Source organism: Psychrobacter sp. DAB_AL43B (assembly GCF_900168255.1).
Taxonomy (GTDB): Bacteria; Pseudomonadota; Gammaproteobacteria; order Pseudomonadales; family Moraxellaceae; genus Psychrobacter.
In genome coordinates this window covers 1,427,170-1,445,615 of record NZ_LT799838.1, presented here as the reverse complement: position 1 = coordinate 1,445,615, position 18,446 = coordinate 1,427,170, and the positions used below count along the sequence as shown (strand labels likewise).

Here is an 18,446-nt window from a genome sequence, read left to right as displayed (position 1 = left end):
CTATAGCTACCAAGTTGGTATGCCCAAAATGCGAATGTGAAACTGCTTATGAGGTGACAGATGACTAATTTTAACACTGAGCAAAACGAGGTTATTGATTTTCACGATAACCCAAACGGATTTACTTCATTAAAGAACGTGGCGAAGTTTTTCGATGTGAGCAATCAGACGATAAAGCGATGGTACAAAGCTGCGAAGTTTCCAGCGCCGGTAGCCAATCCTTTAGATGATTCGGAAAGCGCCCATAAGTTTTTTAGAAATAGGGATTTAATAGAGTTTGAACAAAGTCTTAGATACGAAGAACCCGCTTAACGCGGGTTTTTTTATGCCTAATGGTAATCAAAACGGTAATCAAATTCAGCAATTAACCAACAACAATCATATAAATCAAGGACTTAGGTGTACCAACTACCCACTATAATAGTAGGTCTTCATCTAACACCTCATGTCTTAGTAACATGTTCATTTATAGATCAGCTGTTAAGCATCACTATTTATTGGCTGCTATCATCAGATTCATCATTTGGTTTATTGTCGAAATCCGTATTCTCTGCGGGTGCTTCGAAACCACGATCTTGACCAAAACCACCACGCTCAAAACCACGCTCCTGACTTTGACCAAAGCTACCTCGCTCAAAACCGCGATCTTGACCTTGGCTAAAGCCACCACGGTTAAAGCCGCTACGATTGGCAAAGCCGCGCTCTTCAAAACCTCCGCCACTAGCAGGGGTAGGATTGCCACCGCGCTCAAAACCACTGCCACTGCTCATACCACTACCTTGATAACCCACAGGTGCAGCACTTTGGCTTTGAGTACCAGTAGCTGGCGTTGTGCTACTTCGAGGGTTACGAGCTGGTACGACTGTTGAAATGGCGTGTTTATATACCATTTGGCTCACTGTATTTTTAAGCAGTACCACGTATTGGTCGAATGATTCTATTTGACCCTGCAATTTGATGCCATTCACTAAAAAAATAGAAACTGGTATACGATCTTTGCGCAGCGAATTCAAGAACGGATCTTGTAAAGTTTGTCCTTTTGACATGAAATCTCTCCTAAATATTATATAATTATTGTTAATGCCAATTATTTTAAGTGTTGCTTTAATTATAATGGCTAAAGACAGATACAGTAGTAAGTTTTATTTATAAAACGTATCTAAATAAGTACTAATTCTTGTTAAGTAATTCTACTTTATCGTGAATACGTTGTTATTGTAATAAATTAAGTAACCAGTTGTTGCAGGATCTGTCTTGATAATCAAATGTTAGTTGATAATGATTCAAAAAGCAGCTGTCATTTATAAAACCCACTACTCTTATTAAGTAAAATTATAACAGCTATATACATTATACTTTGAAACTAATTGTCATTAGCTTAGAATTTGCGCATGATCCTACTTGCATATATTTGTACGACATTATCTGTACGATAATTAATAGTATGATGCTTATTTCGATGATTCACAGCGCAATTGACTTAAATTATTCATATAAGACCTTGAAGTAACTCACTAAAATAAATACTCTCTCGCCTGCTCCATCGTGGTGAACGAGTGGAGCATTATCTTATTATTTTTAAAGTCATTCATATCACTAGATGAAGCGGTGTTCGTTAGTGACGCTGTTGAATTATCAGACAGTTGCACCAACTTGCGCAGCCAAGTGTACTGGCGCTTTGCTAGCTGTCTTGTCGCATATAATGCCTTATTTTGCATTTGCTGACAAGCAAGCGCCTCAGTTTGACTATTAGGTATTAGTAAATGCGACTGGCATTGTGGCTGAGTCATGTTCCGTTGAGTCGTTATGTGTTGTTTTGATTTATCAGTAATTAGTGCTTCACATTCACCAAAAGCCTCATAGAACTGGGCTTTATCCAAATGTGGTTGCTCGAGTATTGGGTGCTTAATATGTACCAAATATTCCAATACTTGCCGATAGCCAACGCAGCGCATCGATGGTAAGTTGGGTGTCAAAGTATAACGCTCCAGTAAACCAATCACCTCATTAACCAGCCCTTCAGCCCACATAATATCTAAACGCTGCTCGATACGTTCATGCAGCCATGGACGCTCAGGCATCACTGCCAATCCATGCCATTGCTGTTTTGGATTATGTGCCAAGGCTTGCTTAGGCTGACGCTGCCAATCACTGAGTGGGATGGCTGTTTGTAGATAGACTTCGACAGCGCGAGTAATACGCTGAGTATCCGTGGCATTTAGGCGTTGGTGGCTAACAGAATCAACTTTACCTAGATAATCATATAAAGCCTCGATGCCTTCATCTTGTCGCCACTGCTCTACGCGCGCGCGAACGCTATTATCGCTATCAGGCACAGGAGACAACCCATCAAGTAGCGCCATGTAATACATCATGGTACCGCCTACGAGCAGTGGTATCTTGCCGTTTTGATGACAACGATCAATCAGACGTGCCACATCGCTAACAAATTCAGCGACACTATAACTTTGCATAGGATTAATGATATCGACTAAATAATGCGGATAACGCGCCAGCTCAGTGGCCGTTGGTTTCGCCGTACCGATATTCATGTCACGATAAATCAGCGCTGAATCTACTGAAATTAGCTCATAACGCCCAGTATCATAAAGCTCATAAGCCAAGGCTGTCTTACCACTTGCGGTTGGTGCCATCAAGCACACCACGCTATTATCCGCTAAATTGGGACTTAAGCTAGAAGATAGGCTATCAGACGAAAGTCGCATACAGTTGCCTTTAATTATTATAGTGTTAATAATGTTAATAGTTACGCTTTGAGTGGTTAAAGCAGCCATTAGCTATGTGTTCAGTATCAGTTTATTCGGCTGAAGATGATAGCATCAATCCCACTAATTGATTATTGTCTATGGTCTTAATGGCATATTTAGTCAGCAATTCTTCAATATCTGCTATAAATGCTAGCAAATCTTGTGCAGACACTTGCGCACTGACGGTCGCCAGTTGCTGATTAATATCGGTAGCGCTATTTGCTATGTTATTCTTCTTAAATACATGATTGCTAAAGACAGTGCCGCTAAATAAATGTGACTCAAACAACAAGCTCATCTTTGACTGCCAATCCTCGGCATTAATCAATAAGAACTTACCTTGATTATAAAATAATAGCCAAGGTAGTGTCTTACCTTTAACACCTTCAATATCTTCGATGACAGTAGAGTCAGTTGCTAGACCATTCAAGCTGGTAATAATATCTAAGCAACTTGGTAAAGGTTTAGTCCCTTTAAACGGGCTATTTAAAGTATTAATACGATGACCTACAGACTCATCAATATAAGATTCTGCTGGCTTATCAGGCAATTGATATGACTGTTTAGGAGCTTGTACTCGTCTGTTTTGCGTTAAGTGGCTGGTAGACGATGTCTGGTGTAATGATGTATCAAATAATGTATCGAATGATTTGCTTTTAGAAATATTACTGTTCGGCACTTTATTGTTAGCCACTTTTTCACATTGCTGACTAGCAATTTTTTTTACACTAACTGCTTTTAACTTTGAGTGAATAGCATGGTTTAAATGCGCCATGATGTTATTAAGTGGGCTGATTTTAATGCGCTGTTTGGATGGATGGACATTGATATTAAGCCATTGGGTGGGCAACTCAAAATAAAGCGCATAACCAATACCTGCCAACTGTGCACTTTGAGTGAGTTGGCGGAGTTGATTGCTAATCAAAGCTTCCTTTACCAATCTACCATTCACGTAGATTAATTTTGGTAAGTTATGCTGCGAATCACTGCTAGGCCATAACCAACCACTAATACTAGGCTGTGTATCAGCACTTTCATTATTGGCGTATCCATTATGAACATTGTTGTTATAAAGAGAACCTTTGGACTGCTGCATCAGGCTCGATAGATCAACCGCCACCTCAATTGACTGCTCTGTCAGCGAAATACCAGTCGCTTGCTCAAGACGTGACAATGGCAGACGACTCGCATTATCATTACCACTTATAGCATTTATGGATAATGACAGCCGCTTTTTATTATCATGAAAGAGCGTCAATGCCACATCGGCTCGCGCCAATGCCACTTCACGGACAATCGTTTCAATATGACTGAACTCAGTCGCGATAGATTTCAAATTACCGCGGCGTGCTGGCACATTAAAATATAAATCTTTTACCGTAATTGTCGTACCTCGATGATGTACGACCGGTATCAGCTTTGGCGTATCGTCCAATACACCGGCGACCTGCAACTGACGCCCAATCCCGCTGCTATCATGACTACTGGTTAAGGCTAAACGCGATACGGCAGCCGTTGCTGCCAATGCTTCACCACGAAAACCCAACGTCGTAATACCATGCAAGTTAGCCACATCGGCGACCTTACTGGTTGCATGACGAGTGATCGCCATCACCATATCATCGGGGTGAATGCCGATACCATTATCAATAACCTCTATGAGCCCCATACCGCCTTGAGTAATATGTATCTCAATATTCCTGGCACTAGCATCAATCGCATTTTCAAGCAGCTCTTTGACTACAGCGGCTGGACGTGTCACGACCTCACCCGCTGCCAATTGATTGATGAGCAGCGGCGATAATTTCTTAATGCGAGTATTAGAATGGTTATCGGGCATGATTATAGTTATGGTTATCTTACGTTGATGAATAGCATGCTTTCAGAGTATGAGAGGCTTACATTTGGCTTAACCTAGATTTTTATTGCTGACAAATCCAGTCCTTGCGCTTGTCTTGCTTTTGATAATCGCAGCTCAACTTGACGGCATTCTTTAGCATTATTATCATTATTGCTTTGATTGATATCAATAAACCCTTGTTTTATATCAATAAACAAGGTCGGTGGCGGAAGATAGCTGTCCGCCCGACTCGCCCACTCAATAATAACCAGCGCATTAGGCTCATCTAAATACTCATCAAAGCCTATAAAAGACAGCTCTTCTGGATCTTGTAGACGATATAAATCAGCATGATAGATGGGTTTAGTGGTGCCGTCATCTTGCTGAATATTATAAGGCTCTACCAAGGTATAAGTCGGACTCTTTACCGCTCCCTTGTGCCCTAGTGCCTGTAACCAATAGCGAGTCAGGGTGGTTTTACCTGCACCCAAATCGCCTGCTAACCACACGCTACCTGTCAGTGGCAAAGCTGCCAATTGCTCAGCCAAACGCTGGGTATCTTTTTCAGATCGCAGTGTTATCGTTTGCACAGACTTATCACCTGTTATAGAGTTCTCATTATGCATCACTCTCAATCTGCCTGTACTTGCATGGTTACTGCTGGATTAATAAAGCTTTCACCGCGTATCAACTTTGCATACAGCTCAGAGTCATCCCATTCAGCTCGAACTTGTTCGCTAAATTCAAAATCCTCTAAAACCAGCTTACCCATTTGCTCATTGGCCACATCATCAGCAAAACACTGCGCGTAGCCCGTTGCGGTTTCGTGAGCAATCACTGAGTAAACGCTGACATCAGCTTCACCATTTTGCATCTGAGTTTGCTGTAGAATCTCTTGCGCCCAAAAGAATATGACGCGTGAGAACTGCTCTGCCGATGGAGATACTGGCAAACTTATCCAACGTGCACTGAATTTCTTACAGGCAGCGATATATTCAGGATCGTCTTTACTCCAAAAACAAATAGCGTGGTCGAAGCTGTCGATAATGTCCTTAATAGAGGATTTTAATAAACCAAAATCGTAAACCATCTGCCCGTGGTCTAAACGCTTAGCCTCAAGAATCAATTCAATCTGATAGCTGTGACCATGAATCGAATGTTTGCAGCGCTCAGAGCTACAGTTACGCACAATATGAGCATTTTCAAATTTAAAAAGTTTACGGATACGCATAATAATTAATCAACCAAAATAGTAAGCATCATTGTGCTAAATATTAATATTATAAAAGTTTGCTGCTGTTATTTATCAGCTTATTGCCCATTATAGCAAATAGCCGTGCATCCGTAAGTAAGCACTTATTAATAGCAATATTGACTAAATAAATCTACGGTATACAACACCTACTTATAAGCCCCAGTTATTAAATAAAATTTTAAAAATTAATATTAACAAAAGCATGGCTGAGTCTAATCGTAGGTGAATTGTGCTTGCGCTATCTATTACTTAGGCTTAGAGCTATACTCATTTCAGTACGCAGCGTCTTGCGTCAAATGTATCAATACAGTCATTAGGTCAGCATAATCTGGCTTAACATGTTGTATATGTTACCTAAAAAGGAAAGAGACATGAGTAAAGGTCAAGATAGTAAGAAGAATGTAAAAAAGAAGCCGCTGTTAACGGCAAAAGAGAAGAAAGCGGCTAAACAAGCCAAGAAAGAAGACAATGGCAGCATCTTAGGTAAGCATTAATTATTAAGCCCATCACTGGTCTGACTAAAGCTATGCCAATCGAACCTCATGGTTTGATTGGCATTTTTTATGCTAGGCGCTGTCTTTATACTAGGTACTGCGCGGTGCAAACATAATAATCGCCATTCCTAGCAATGCCACAGCAGAACCCAATATATCCCAAGTGGTTGGGCGTATGCCATTTACCGTCCATAGCCATAAAATAGCCATGGTGATATAGACACCACCATAGGCTGCATAGACTCGACCGGCAGCAGTTGGATGTAAGGATAGTAACCAGACAAAAGCGACCAAGCTTAACACCCCAGGGATAAGTAGCCAAATTGACTTGCCTTCTCGCAGCCACAGATAAGGCAGATAACAACCCGCGATTTCAGCCAACGCCGTAATAGCAAAAAGTCCCACTGTTTTTAATTCAGACAAAACCACTTACTCCTCTACCGTGATAAATCCAGTTAAATACTGTACCGCATTACCAGAAATAAGCACTCTATCTGATTTAACCATACAATCCAAAACCCCGCCGCGTTTTGACGCTTGATGAGCAACCAATTCATTTTTACCCAATCGCTCTGCCCATAACGGCGCTAATCCAGTGTGAGCTGAGCCCGTTACGGGGTCCTCGTCACCGCCATTAGCAGGCCAAAAGTATCTTGAAATAAAATCGTACTTATCTGATTCAGACTGACAAGTGACAACAACGTCCAGAGGGGCAAGTTGCTTTAGCGCCTCATTGTCTCGAAGCACATTTAATACGTCAGACTCAGAGTCATAAATCACAAAATATGCCTGCGCATTTTGATAAACCTCAACAGGTGTGATGGAAAGACCAGCTAATAAGCTGTCAGGAATATTATTAACCTTTTCAGGCATCCTATTCGGGAAGTCCATTTGTATTTTGCCATTATCCATTTGCACAATGGTCAAAATCCCAACCGCTTTGGCTGAAAATTTAATGGTTTTTAGAGTAGGGTTTTTCTTAAACAATACAAAGGCAGAGGCCAAGGTCGCATGACCGCAAAAATCAATCTCAGTAAACGGTGAAAACCAGCGAATATGATAAACACCCTTATCATCAGAAACGATAAAGGCAGTCTCAGATAAATTATTCTCAAAAGCAATAGACTGCATTAACTCTACGTCAAGCCAGCTATCGGTGATAATAACGGCTGCAGAATTGCCTTTGAACACCGTATCAGTGAAGGCATCGACGACATTGACTTCTAGTTGCATGTTTGTATCCAATAATTTTCAAGATTCAATATTTGAAATATGCGATTTTTTTAGACCACAACGAATGAATGGTTAGCAAGTCTATGATTTTATAATGGTGCTGAGATATTACTAAATGCTATTGGTATTTCATCCATTAGACGAGTTAATAACGTGTTTGTCAGTGTACCCGAAGTCTTTAATGGTAACTGCTTAATATCAATATATTCAACGATATTGATTGCTGTGTTTATAATTTCTTTAGGGGCTTTGTCAAAATTGGTTGTACAGTTTAGTCGAATGATAAGTATATCGGCCAGATCATGCCGTTCGTAAGATAGTGCGCCTATCCTAAGGTTATTCATATATAAATTATTTGGCGGTATAAATACAGCGGGTATTTTTGGTGATAGAGAGTCGATAGTACGAATTGCTGCGGCAGCTAAATGATTAAGGTAATCTTGTTCAGTATAACCCTGATCAATATAGCCTTCTGTCTTTACACCTTGCAAGTGATCTAACACAAATGCGGCTGTTAATGACCCATCTCTAGCCCACCATGATTTAGCAACCGCTTTAGAACCTTTACGACGCCCAATCGTTTCATCCCAAACAATGACTGCTCCAGGCGTTAATAATCGCCCCGCAGCCAAAACCTCTTTAACTTTCTTAGTCAGCGAAGGTACGGTAGTGAAATATAACACATGTTCAAGTTCTCCAATGGTTGGAGATATGAAACCTTCGCGATCCGTTGTCCCAGCTTCTTCTTTTAGCACGCCTTCTTTCGGTCGCTTCGCTTGATTGGTCATTGCTCTTTCCTTGTGTTTCTTCCTTATAAAACTCACAAAAGCTTTCTAATTTCCTGACGCTTAAGACCGTATAATTGGTTCGGGTAACCTCTTTCATGTATAGTTGATTCATTTTAAAACCGATACAGTGCTACTGGTATAAAATTTTTGCAGCTAGGGCAAGAGTGCCCAGTGTCTCCAGTCGCCGCATAAGGCAAACCTCCAAACCTGCTCTCGCAACTCGCGCCTACTGTAGAACGATCAGCTTAAGGCACCAGCATTAAAGCAGGCTTGATTAATGGCTTAAGTAAAATATTGAATCTTTCTTAGCTCATATGAACGTTCCTTTTTGCAGACATTATTGTTTCAAGGTAAGCCAGCTGTTTGATTTCAAATCCAAAGACGTACCTTATTTAGATAAGCTCGATACTTATCACCAAATTTCTGCGTCATCATTCTTTCTTCTGGTTGAATCTGAAAGCGTGTCATATACATCATAAAGATTGGTATTAAAATAAATGCCAAAAAATGAGACAGATATAGCGCCCAACCTAATAAGATAAGCACCAATCCCACATACATAGGATTGCGACTATATTGATAAATACCGCTGGTCACTAAACTAGATACTTTTTCAAGGGCTTGTGGGTTGGGTGTGGTCTGAGCTTTTCTAAATTGAGTCACGCCCATAATGCCACTGCTCAATCCTATGACTCCCAAACCAACAGCTAATCCAGTTGAGCCATTAAGTGAAAACTTCAAACTTGGCATGGTTTTAGATACGCCAACCATCGCAGCAGCGGTAATGATGACTTGCGCGACAGGTGGTATTTTTAGCTCTAGAAGACTCATAAGATCACCGTAAAGTTTCATTGAAGGTATGCTTTTAGCTTCCTTCATTGTATCCGCTAACCTATAGCCATACAATATGGGCTTTTATCTCATCAAATCAGACAAAAATGTAAAAAGGTAGGCTATGAAGCAACTCGGCATGTTGTTATTCGTTGTATTGGGCGGCATGGCATTAGCATTGGAGGCGGCATTTTTAGGGCCATTGGGAGAAAGTGTTGGTCGCTTGTCAGCATCCTTATCCATATTTTTGATTGGGGTTATCGTCTTTAGCTTAGCGATGATCGTGCTGATGGTCGCAGGTAGACGCAACTATTTATCCACGCTGGCCACATTACCTAAGCAACCACGCTGGCTATTGACTGGCGGTCTCGTGGGTTTTATCTATACCATTGTGTTAACGATTACCACGCCGTTAGTGGGTGTTGGTACGACGATGGTAGGGATATTATGTGGGCAAATTACTGCCAGTCTTGCTATTGATCATTTTGGTATTTTGGGTAGCGAGCGCCGCGCCATTGATAGTTATCGAATTGGAGCATTGGTGCTAATTCTGATTGCCCTTTGGCTGATTTATTAAGGATATTGTTATGTTAAGGATAGAGCCATGCTATTAACTCTCGCATTTCCTTTATTATTGCTAGGCGGCATGGCCATTGCCGCGCAGTCTTCCATTAATGGCACACTCAGCGTACGTACCGACGTCGTGACGACGGCATGGCTGACCAACGTCGTCGCTTCCGTTATTTTATTGCTTTTGGTAGTGTTTCTTGAGCCGCCACAGGTAGCGACTATGTTTAACGTGCCAACATGGCAATTAGCAGGCGCGCTGTTCGGTAACTTCTCGATGGTGGCTATCGTGATTGCTGTACCGCGTATTGGGACGGCGGCAACCATCGTTGCTATCATCGCGGGGCAAATCATTATGGGATTATTGGTTGACCATTTTGGTTGGTTTGGGAATACGCAGATAGTGCTCGATTATAAACGGTTGGCAGCTATCGCTCTGCTTGCTGGGGCGTTGTATTTGATTTATTTGAGTAATGTGAGAAGCAATGTAAATATTTAAGTTAATAGGATATTTATATTTAAACCTTACTAAATACATGTTATTTCACTCTATCCTTTTTAGCGGATATGACCAGATAAAGCACTCTGTTTTACAACAGCTGTTGGACAATAGACTTTTACGAGTGCATCGACAATTATTTCCTGTGCTAGTTCTAATTTTGGACCTAAAGATATTTCAATACTACTAAATGCTTTGTCATCTATGTCCATGGAAAAATGTTCCTGCGATACACCTTTACCTAAAGTTGACAACTCTTTCACCATTAAATTGTAATAATCATTTTCAGTCATTTCATCCTTTAAACTACGCGGTGCAGCATTAAAACAGAATATACGAAACCTCCATTCGTCTTGAAAAGACCATACTTTTTTCTTATATTTTGCAATTTCAAAAGATTTTATATGAGTCATCTGTAGATGGTCATTGTATTCAATCAAATCCTGATTTAGTAAAGCCTCATCATTTGTATACTCTACTTTAAGGGGCCAGTTTTCATCATTAAAAAAATTAGGCATAACAAAATAGTCCTCTCCGTGTAGCACCTCATAAGGCATATAACTAAAAACTCTAATATTAGCTCCTTTGGGAGCCTGAGTTGTATCGGCGATCTGTATGAACTCCGGTATATCTGATAAATTTATTTCGTGTAACTTAAATAATTGTGTAGGTAGTTTTAAACGTACTCCTTTCATTTCAGGTGTATACATATTCCAAAGAGGTATAGACTCTTCTTCATTAGCCGTCCAACAACTAACAAAATAGTATTTCCTCCAATCTACCTCATCTCTAGATTGACCTTCACTGACATCATCTAAAAGATCAAGTCTTGAAAATCTAATTTGTCGTGTTTTTAAAATGTGTGCTAATCCATCGATACTTGTATAATGATATAGAAAATCAGGTGTACTCATTTATAACTCCTACTTTCGTTAATGATTTGATGTATATCAATGCCTTAATAAGTTTGGCAATTATAGGCTAATATTTTTATTTAATAAGAGCATGAACTAGATTAGCTCCCCCATTACTTATAGACCTTTATTACTCTTTACCCATTATCGGTGCTGTCAGCGTTAATCCTTCATCAGTTTCCGTAGGAGCCGTCAAAAAAGTCAGATAGGCTTGATACTGCTCAAGCACATCATCAATCACTTGCTGCTTAGTGAGCCCCATCAAATCATAACCACCTGAACCTGTTTGTGTTGCTACCTCAAGTCGATAATAGACGTCGGTATCAGCCGCCATTTTACCGCTAAAGGTAGGCGCTGGCGTTTCGACCATAGATACCTGATAGTAAAAATCATCCATAGCAGCCGTCGATACTCGTAGTAACGGCCCCGATGCAGCGATAATGTTGGTATTGCCAACAAAATTAGTCGCATCAGCCGCATTGCTTTCATGATCGGCATTGATACGCTCAACGTCATAGCCTTGGCGGCGAAACTCATTGGCGACATCATCAAGCGCTGGACGTACTACACGCTCAAGGAATCTGACAGACTCACGTTTGGATGGATAGGTCAGCATTTGCCCAAGCCGCTGCGTCCATGAACGCTCTGGGATATGACCACCACTTGGTGCGATAGACGGACGACGCAGTACCTTGCCTTCGCGCTCGGCCTGCTCTATCTTTAAAGCTTTATAAAACGAGAACATCACTAGATAGACGATAATAGTCACTGGCAGGGCAAAAATAAGCGTCGCGTACTCCATCGTTATCACACCGCCAGCTATCAGCATCGATATAGTCAATACTGCCGTCAATACCGCCCAAAATATACGTAGCCATTTCGGACCATCTTTTGAAGGATCTGGAATAGAAGCAGAGAAATTCGACATCACCATCGCGCCTGAGTTGGCACTGGTAATATAAAACAGCAAACCTGAGAACGTTGCTAATATAATTAAGTAAGATGCTCCGGGGAACATCTCTAAAAGCGCGTACCAACCGCGTTCTGGACTTTGAACTGCCAATTCGGCAAAGGCGGTGTTGCCTTGTAAGACTTCATACAGGGCTGAGTTACCAAAGAATGAAACGATAATAAAGTCACATAATACCGGTACAGTAATCGCTGCGATAACGAACTCACGTAGCGTGCGTCCACGCGAAATACGCGCAAGGAACACGCCAACGAACGGTCCCCACGCCAGCCAAAATGCCCAGAAAAACAGCGTCCAACCGCCCATCCATTCGCTACTGCCCGGCACATAGGCAAACGTCTTAAACATACGAGAAGGCAGCGTTACGAAGAATTGACCTAAGTTTTCGACTAATGCATTTAATAAAAATGCCGTCTCGCCAGCGATGAGAATGAACGCCATCATCGCGACCGCGCTCCATAGATTAAGCTCGGATATCCAGCGAATACCACGGTCAACGCCTGAAGTAGTCGCGGCAATCGTTAAGACAACAGCACCGATGACCAAGGCAATCTGTAGTGTAAGACCTTCTTCTAACCCAAATATCTTGGAAAAGCCAACGTTTAGCAACACCACACCGATACCCATGGTGGTAGCAACACCGAACACCGTACCAACTAAGGCTAAAATACTGATGCCATGACCGATAGGACCATTGACGCGTTTGCCGAACAATGGATAGAGCGCCGCCCTAATCGACAACGGCATATCCCAGCGATAGGCAAAGTAACCCATCGCCATACCCAGTAACGCATATACCGCCCAGCCAGCAATACCGTAATGGAACATCGTCCAAACAACGGCATTTTGCATCGCATCGGCAGTAGCACCATCACCTGATGGCGGAGTCAAATACTGCACCACAGGGCCAGTCACTGAGAAGAACAGTAAATCAATACCGACCCCTGCGGCAAATAACATCGCAACCCACGTTCCAAGCTTATACTGCGGACGCGAATCATCAGGTCCAAGGCGTATGCTACCTGCTTTAGAGAGTGCCACCCATAGTACAAAGCCAATAACCATCACCATGGTAATGACGTAATACCAACCAAGGTTTGTCGCAATCCAATCAACGACCATTTTCATGGTTGTGCTGGCACCCACTGGCATCACGATTGCCCATATTGAAAAGGCAGCAATCACCAATGATGAGATAATTAACACGCTCCAGTTAATATGAGCGACCGCATTTTTCGATAGCTCTTGCGCCCCTTTTTTCAGGTCACTGCGCGATATAGGCGCATCATCATCGAGATGATGCTTCGGCTGACGCTGCGAGCCACCAAATTGACTGCGCTCGAATGGCGTTTGCGCTTTTTGACTCTGCTCGTTTGGCTGGTTTGGATTACTTGGCTTAGACACTTCAGAGAGTTTGTCGTCTGATGGGTCGATGGTCATGGTTGTATTCCTTGCGTGCTACTAGTAACGAATGAGTACATCTGTTTTTAGATGGTTTTATATTTTGAGAAATAGGTTAGCCGAATAGTAACATAATTTGCTTTGCAGAATTTTAGGCAGCCGTTAGATGTGCTTGGGCTGAAAGCTTCAGAAGCTATTGATAAATGAGTAATAAATTTTGGCGGTTAAAGGTTTGCGATGCGCTAAATTAAAAAATTCGGCTAGTAAATTGAAGCTTTTAGACAGCGTTTGTATACGGCTAGTTTTACTGGCTAGCGTAATGCTTTAAGGCCACGTTTATCTACCCAGCCATATTTACTGTCCTGTTTGTAGCTTACTTTTATCCAATCCTCATTTTTAGCAACTGCCTCAATGACATCGCCTTTTACATAATAGTTAGAGGGCGTTTGCGGATTGAAATCTTGGTCGAGTATCTCAGCTTTATTTGCAGTTACTTTATAACTATTCGCTAGTGGCGGACACTTTTTTTCAAATTCTGCTTCAGAATACCCACTTGATTCGCCATAGCTGAAATCTGATATATCAGAGCTATGATTTTCTATACAGTAATAGGGCACTCCTGTAATAAGCGTGCCTGCTGATACATACTTTGTCATTAACCACTTATCGTCTTGTAGTCCAAAATAAAATGACTGCTCAGAATGTCCACGATCAGCAAAATAGGTCGTCAATATAAACCCTGAATAATCAGAGCGAGGAGTAATGTCACTTAGAAACCATCCTGCTTCGTCAGTGAAGTTATTAGTCTCTAAACTTAGCTTATACTTGCTATCTGAAGTTCCTAAGTAAATAAATAAATCGTCACCTTGTTGAACATTATTTTTATCATTCTTATGAGTAATAATTTTGTCTTTAATACCATCGGCATTCACATCAAAATCATAAAATTGATATAAAGCTCTGTTATAAGTCTTTGCAAGCTCATTAGAGGTAAATTGTTGATGTTGTTTATACTTACTAGCATTAGTTTCTGGCTTAGTAGCTGCTGTAATATTTTCTATTGATTTGCTCTCATAGATTTCTGCTTTGCAAGGTTTGCCTTTTTGGCTTACTGAAATTGATTGAGCAGCGTTAGCGTTTAAAGTTGCAGTGCCTAAAATGACAGTATCGAAGTTGGCGCAATCAAACGACTGGATTTCGGCAGTATAGGAATGCTTAATACCTTTGCCATCAAAGGGCAATATTGAATAAGTCGGATACTCTTCAGTATAATCAGGAAGAACTAGGGCGTGTTGAACATTGGCGATAAAGTGTTGGCAAAAAAAATAACTGTAGTGGCATAATAAATTAGGACAGCACGTAAGAGGTTTATACTAACCCAAAGAGGAAAATAGTATGACCAACAAACGCAATCAATATACCCGAGAATTTAAATTAGAAGCCATCAGCTTAGTTGTTGATCACAACCGCACCATACCTGATGTGGCCGATTCCTTAGGGATAGGTAAATCCACCTTGCAGAAATGGCTGAGTCAATACCGTCAAGAAATGAGTGGCCAAGCACCTAAAGTCGGCAACGCTTTAACGGATGAACAGCGAGAACTTCAAGAATTGCGCAAACAAGTTAAGCGGCTGACTATGGAGCGTGACATTCTAAAAAAGGCTTCTGCTCTGCTGGCATTGGACAGTCTGAACGGCTATCGTTGATAAGAAATCTGGCAGAGCAAGATAAACAGGTGAGTAAAAGCCTTTTGTTCAAGCTGTTTGGCGTGATGAAAAGCAATTACTACTATGGCATGCAGCCCAAGCCCATCAGTCTTGAAACCGTCAAGCACAAGGCATTAATTCGTCAAATATTTAACGACTCAAAGCAATCAGCAGGCGCTCGCAGCATTGCCGCCATACTAATGAATGAACACGGCATCAAGCTGACCCGCTATATAGCAGGTAAATTCATGGCGCAGATGGGGCTTAAAAGCTGTCAGTTAAAGATGCATAAATACAAGCACGCTGACGAGGCGCATAAAACGCATCACAATATCTTAAATAGAAATTTCAGTCAAACAGCACCCAATCAAGTCTGGACGGGCGATGTCACATATATTCGTATCAAAGGCGGCTGGTGCTATTTAGCTGTTGTTTTAGATTTATATGCCCGTCGTATTGTTGGCTTTGCCGTGTCAGATTCGCCTGACAGTATGCTGACAACCAAAGCGCTGCAGATGGCATATCAGACGCGCTTACAGCCAATTGGAGTGCTGTTTCACTCTGATCAGGGAACCCATTACACCAGTAAGAAGTTTGCTGAATCCGTGGCGAGTTGTGAAGGTATGACACAGAGTATGAGTCGTCGTGGTAATTGTTGGGACAACGCGCCTACTGAACGCTTCTTTAGAAGTTTTAAGACTGAATGGATGCCAAAGGGCGGTTATGAGAATATTACTGAAGCTAAGATCGCCATCAGTAATTATATCTGGGGCTATTATCAAACCGTGAGACCGCATACTTTCAACGATTATTTAACACCGCTAGAAAAAGAGAAACGATACTTTAATAAAAACCTCTTATCAGGTGTCCTAAATTAGTTGACCACTACATAACGAACGTCTAATCTTTAAGTTCTCACACCAAAAGATCACGTTCGCTATGCCTCGTACCATGCTCAAAGATGAACACTGGACTAGACTAAGACCTATCTTACTAGAACTGAATATTTATGACAAAGGAAATCTAAGACAAACAGTTGAAGGTATACTTTATCGAATGCGCGTTGGTTGCCCTTGGCGTGACTTACCCGAGAATTTTGGTAAGCCTAATACCATCTACAAAGCTTATCAACGCTGGTTTCGCAGTAATAAGTTGATTGCGTTGTTCGCTTTATTAATCAAAGATTCAGACCTCGAATGGGTCTTTATCGATGGTACTCATATTAAAGCGCATCAGCATAGCAGTGGTGGTAATGAGAACCTGCAAGGTATTAGCAAAAGTGTGGCAGGACGTGCCACTAAGATCCATTTAGCAGTTGATGCTCATGGTAACCCAATCACTTTTATCTTATCAGATGGCACCACTCATGATGTGAAGATAGCACCAGACTTAATTGATAACATAGATTTGAGCGCAACAGTGACCGTATGCGCCGATAAGGGTTATGATTCTGAGGCACTGCGGGCGCATATTAAACAAGCAGGGACGCGTGATAACATCCCTCGAAAACGAAACACGAAGTCCTCTAACGACCATATGGATTGGGACTTGTACAAAGTCCGCCACTTAGTAGAAAACGCTTTCGCTAAACTAAAAAACTATAGAGCAGTTGCCACAAGATTTGATAAGCTCAAGCAAAGTTATGAGAATACGGTGGCGCTTGCTTGTGCTTATCTCTGGTTGAAATTATGAATGTTCAACACGCCCTAATAGTCCTTGCTTTGAATCAGTGCTTTTGAACACCTTTATTTGCTGTATAGCATTTTCAAGATCTATACCATAGGTGTAATTAAAACTAATTTCAGCAAATTTATTCAGATAATTATTGCCTTTTTTAAAGTCTAAATACGACCTATCATCATTTATAAGTTTGATAATAATTAATGAGTCATCAATATTGATTTTAACTTGCTTAGAGCCTGGGATATGAACAACGTTCGCCTTACTTTTATAGTAAGTGTCATTATCATTAGTAGTCGCTTCCCTACCATTATTAGAGACTTTACTATATTTGCCCTCTGTCTCTAAACGCTGATGAACATTGGCATCATCTTGTGGACTGCTTAATGGATTAGCAGTATTGGCAGCAGTATCAGAGCTGCAAGCTGCCAACATCATTATAGGTATCAAGAATAAGGCTCGAGTTATCATAATAATATCCTTTAGCAAGCTTAGAGCAGTGGCAGACAATGCCAGTAAGGTACTCAAGTAATTTAAGCTACTGACAGTCAAATAGGTAAATTGACCATATCAAAGTATAGTTAAAAGCGTAAGAGCAAACTATCACGGCTCACACTTCACGTTTTTAAACTTCCACTCCATTGAGTCGACCTTTTTTGCGACTAAAATATCACTGGCTGATAAAAACAGCACACCAACTAAGGCAATAGCTTGGGCGCAATCCGGTCAGTCAAATTAATGTTAGCTATTTTCTCAGCCCACTCAGGCTCAGTTGGATGCGGCAAACCATCTAAGACCATCAAAGGCTTCTGATAACCCGCTTTAAAAGCCTCCATAAACCCAATTGCGGTATCGCCACAAGGCACAATAATAATATCAGATGCTGCTTGCTCAAGTACTTGAGTTAAGCGAAATTTAAAATCTCTAAAAATCGAATTATTTAAAAAATCGTTTCCTGAAATTTGACTGTCTGTAGTTTGTTGTTCGTCGCCTTTATTTAAACTGCTTTGTGCAAAATACTGTTTAATAGCTGCCAACTGATTCACTTGTAACAAGTCTTCACCGGCTAAAACACAAGGATAAAATGCTTTATTCATTGGTAAAGTAGAGCAGTTTAAGATACCAAGTGGCTTATAATTTAATTTCTTGATATTACAGCCTATTGGTAATTGTGCGTCAAAACTATTTAAATGTCCTTGCCCAATCAAAAACTGAGTCAGCTCAAGCGCCGACTCTCCTGCTGCCGGATGTTGGTGAATATATTCATTAATATGCGGTGATTCTAGAATTAGTAAGACTTTTAATGCTAAGACATCTTCAATCAGATTGAATACTTTGTATTGCTCTAAAGACAAGGGCTTCTCCTTATGCCATTTATAATTATTAGTTTTATGATAATCGTTTTTATTATAGAAGCAGCTATGTAAAAAAGCACCCTATCGAATCTGATTCAATAGAGTGCTTTTTTATTTACCTAATAACGAGCGATTGGCAAAATG

The 18,446-nt window shown here is 41.0% G+C and carries 21 protein-coding genes; 7 read left to right on the top strand and 14 right to left on the bottom strand.

The window, feature by feature from the left end; all coding sequences use genetic code 11:
* The first annotated feature begins 60 nt into the window (after positions 1–60).
* Positions 61–312 carry a hypothetical protein gene (locus tag DABAL43B_RS06295; RefSeq protein ID WP_079691576.1) on the top strand — a complete coding sequence of 84 codons (252 nt, stop codon included), beginning with the start codon at positions 61–63 and terminating at the stop codon, positions 310–312.
* A 182-nt stretch (positions 313–494) separates the two neighbouring features.
* On the opposite strand, the gene hfq is transcribed toward DABAL43B_RS06295, so the two are convergent.
* The 5 genes from hfq to DABAL43B_RS06270 form a co-directional block, all read right to left on the bottom strand.
* Positions 495–1,046 carry an RNA chaperone Hfq gene (hfq, locus tag DABAL43B_RS06290; protein WP_079691575.1) on the bottom strand — a complete coding sequence of 184 codons (552 nt, stop codon included), beginning with the start codon at positions 1,044–1,046 and terminating at the stop codon, positions 495–497.
* 468 nt (positions 1,047–1,514) lie between these two features.
* Complete coding sequence (gene miaA, locus DABAL43B_RS06285) at positions 1,515–2,726, bottom strand: tRNA (adenosine(37)-N6)-dimethylallyltransferase MiaA (RefSeq protein ID WP_079691574.1); 1,212 nt, start codon at positions 2,724–2,726, stop codon at positions 1,515–1,517.
* A gap of 91 nt (positions 2,727–2,817) precedes the next feature.
* Positions 2,818–4,608: a DNA mismatch repair endonuclease MutL gene (mutL, locus tag DABAL43B_RS06280; protein ID WP_079691573.1), complete on the bottom strand. Its 1,791-nt coding sequence runs from the start codon at positions 4,606–4,608 to the stop codon at positions 2,818–2,820.
* 74 nt (positions 4,609–4,682) lie between these two features.
* Positions 4,683–5,234: a tRNA (adenosine(37)-N6)-threonylcarbamoyltransferase complex ATPase subunit type 1 TsaE gene (gene tsaE, locus DABAL43B_RS06275; RefSeq protein WP_079693051.1), complete on the bottom strand. Its 552-nt coding sequence runs from the start codon at positions 5,232–5,234 to the stop codon at positions 4,683–4,685.
* Positions 5,235–5,239: 5 nt separating this feature from the next.
* Entirely contained in the window at positions 5,240–5,839 is a 600-nt protein-coding gene (locus DABAL43B_RS06270) for a 6-pyruvoyl trahydropterin synthase family protein (protein ID WP_079691572.1), read from the bottom strand.
* 395 nt (positions 5,840–6,234) lie between these two features.
* Here DABAL43B_RS06270 and DABAL43B_RS14485 point away from each other — a divergent pair, with 395 nt between their 5' ends.
* Positions 6,235–6,357 (top strand): hypothetical protein, encoded by a 123-nt coding sequence (locus DABAL43B_RS14485; RefSeq protein WP_264753840.1) that lies wholly within the window; start codon positions 6,235–6,237, stop codon positions 6,355–6,357.
* A 90-nt stretch (positions 6,358–6,447) separates the two neighbouring features.
* On the opposite strand, the gene DABAL43B_RS06265 is transcribed toward DABAL43B_RS14485, so the two are convergent.
* From DABAL43B_RS06265 to DABAL43B_RS06250, 4 genes are all read right to left on the bottom strand, one after another.
* Positions 6,448–6,780 carry a YnfA family protein gene (locus tag DABAL43B_RS06265; protein WP_079693050.1) on the bottom strand — a complete coding sequence of 111 codons (333 nt, stop codon included), beginning with the start codon at positions 6,778–6,780 and terminating at the stop codon, positions 6,448–6,450.
* A gap of 6 nt (positions 6,781–6,786) precedes the next feature.
* Positions 6,787–7,590 carry a PhzF family phenazine biosynthesis protein gene (locus DABAL43B_RS06260; protein WP_079691571.1) on the bottom strand — a complete coding sequence of 268 codons (804 nt, stop codon included), beginning with the start codon at positions 7,588–7,590 and terminating at the stop codon, positions 6,787–6,789.
* Positions 7,591–7,679: 89 nt separating this feature from the next.
* Complete coding sequence (locus DABAL43B_RS06255; protein WP_079691570.1) at positions 7,680–8,378, bottom strand: hypothetical protein; 699 nt, start codon at positions 8,376–8,378, stop codon at positions 7,680–7,682.
* 369 nt (positions 8,379–8,747) lie between these two features.
* Positions 8,748–9,209, bottom strand: coding sequence for a methyltransferase family protein (locus DABAL43B_RS06250; protein WP_145952508.1), 462 nt, complete (start codon positions 9,207–9,209; stop codon positions 8,748–8,750).
* Positions 9,210–9,333: 124 nt separating this feature from the next.
* Between DABAL43B_RS06250 and DABAL43B_RS06245 the strand changes: the two genes are divergently transcribed.
* Complete coding sequence (locus tag DABAL43B_RS06245) at positions 9,334–9,786, top strand: DMT family transporter (RefSeq protein WP_079691568.1); 453 nt, start codon at positions 9,334–9,336, stop codon at positions 9,784–9,786.
* Between the two features lie 27 nt (positions 9,787–9,813).
* Entirely contained in the window at positions 9,814–10,275 is a 462-nt protein-coding gene (locus DABAL43B_RS06240; protein WP_079691567.1) for a DMT family transporter, read from the top strand.
* Between the two features lie 59 nt (positions 10,276–10,334).
* Here the strand turns inward: DABAL43B_RS06240 and DABAL43B_RS06235 are convergent, their stop codons facing one another.
* The 3 genes from DABAL43B_RS06235 to DABAL43B_RS06225 all read right to left on the bottom strand — a co-directional run bounded on the left by DABAL43B_RS06235 (position 10,335) and on the right by DABAL43B_RS06225 (position 14,801).
* Entirely contained in the window at positions 10,335–11,189 is an 855-nt protein-coding gene (locus DABAL43B_RS06235; protein ID WP_079691566.1) for a DUF2971 domain-containing protein, read from the bottom strand.
* A gap of 130 nt (positions 11,190–11,319) precedes the next feature.
* On the bottom strand, positions 11,320–13,599 hold the full coding sequence (betT, locus tag DABAL43B_RS06230; protein ID WP_079691565.1) for a choline BCCT transporter BetT: 2,280 nt from the start codon (positions 13,597–13,599) through the stop codon (positions 11,320–11,322).
* Between the two features lie 272 nt (positions 13,600–13,871).
* On the bottom strand, positions 13,872–14,801 hold the full coding sequence (locus tag DABAL43B_RS06225) for a GW dipeptide domain-containing protein (protein ID WP_079691564.1): 930 nt from the start codon (positions 14,799–14,801) through the stop codon (positions 13,872–13,874).
* 154 nt (positions 14,802–14,955) lie between these two features.
* Between DABAL43B_RS06225 and DABAL43B_RS06220 the strand changes: the two genes are divergently transcribed.
* The 3 genes from DABAL43B_RS06220 to DABAL43B_RS06210 all read left to right on the top strand — a co-directional run bounded on the left by DABAL43B_RS06220 (position 14,956) and on the right by DABAL43B_RS06210 (position 16,959).
* Positions 14,956–15,267, top strand: a complete 312-nt coding sequence (locus tag DABAL43B_RS06220) for a transposase (RefSeq protein WP_079690625.1) — start codon at positions 14,956–14,958, stop codon at positions 15,265–15,267.
* Positions 15,264–16,145, top strand: coding sequence for an IS3 family transposase (locus DABAL43B_RS06215; RefSeq protein ID WP_171996307.1), 882 nt, complete (start codon positions 15,264–15,266; stop codon positions 16,143–16,145). The genes DABAL43B_RS06220 and DABAL43B_RS06215 overlap by 4 nt, the downstream gene beginning before the upstream one ends.
* Before the next feature lie 61 nt (positions 16,146–16,206).
* Positions 16,207–16,959, top strand: coding sequence for an IS5 family transposase (locus DABAL43B_RS06210; RefSeq protein WP_079690684.1), 753 nt, complete (start codon positions 16,207–16,209; stop codon positions 16,957–16,959).
* Here the strand turns inward: DABAL43B_RS06210 and DABAL43B_RS06205 are convergent.
* Both DABAL43B_RS06205 and DABAL43B_RS06200 read right to left on the bottom strand, forming a co-directional pair.
* Positions 16,954–17,418, bottom strand: a complete 465-nt coding sequence (locus DABAL43B_RS06205) for a hypothetical protein (RefSeq protein WP_079691563.1) — start codon at positions 17,416–17,418, stop codon at positions 16,954–16,956. The genes DABAL43B_RS06210 and DABAL43B_RS06205 overlap by 6 nt on opposite strands.
* Before the next feature lie 227 nt (positions 17,419–17,645).
* Positions 17,646–18,302 carry a hypothetical protein gene (locus tag DABAL43B_RS06200; RefSeq protein ID WP_079691562.1) on the bottom strand — a complete coding sequence of 219 codons (657 nt, stop codon included), beginning with the start codon at positions 18,300–18,302 and terminating at the stop codon, positions 17,646–17,648.
* Positions 18,303–18,446: the final 144 nt, after the last annotated feature.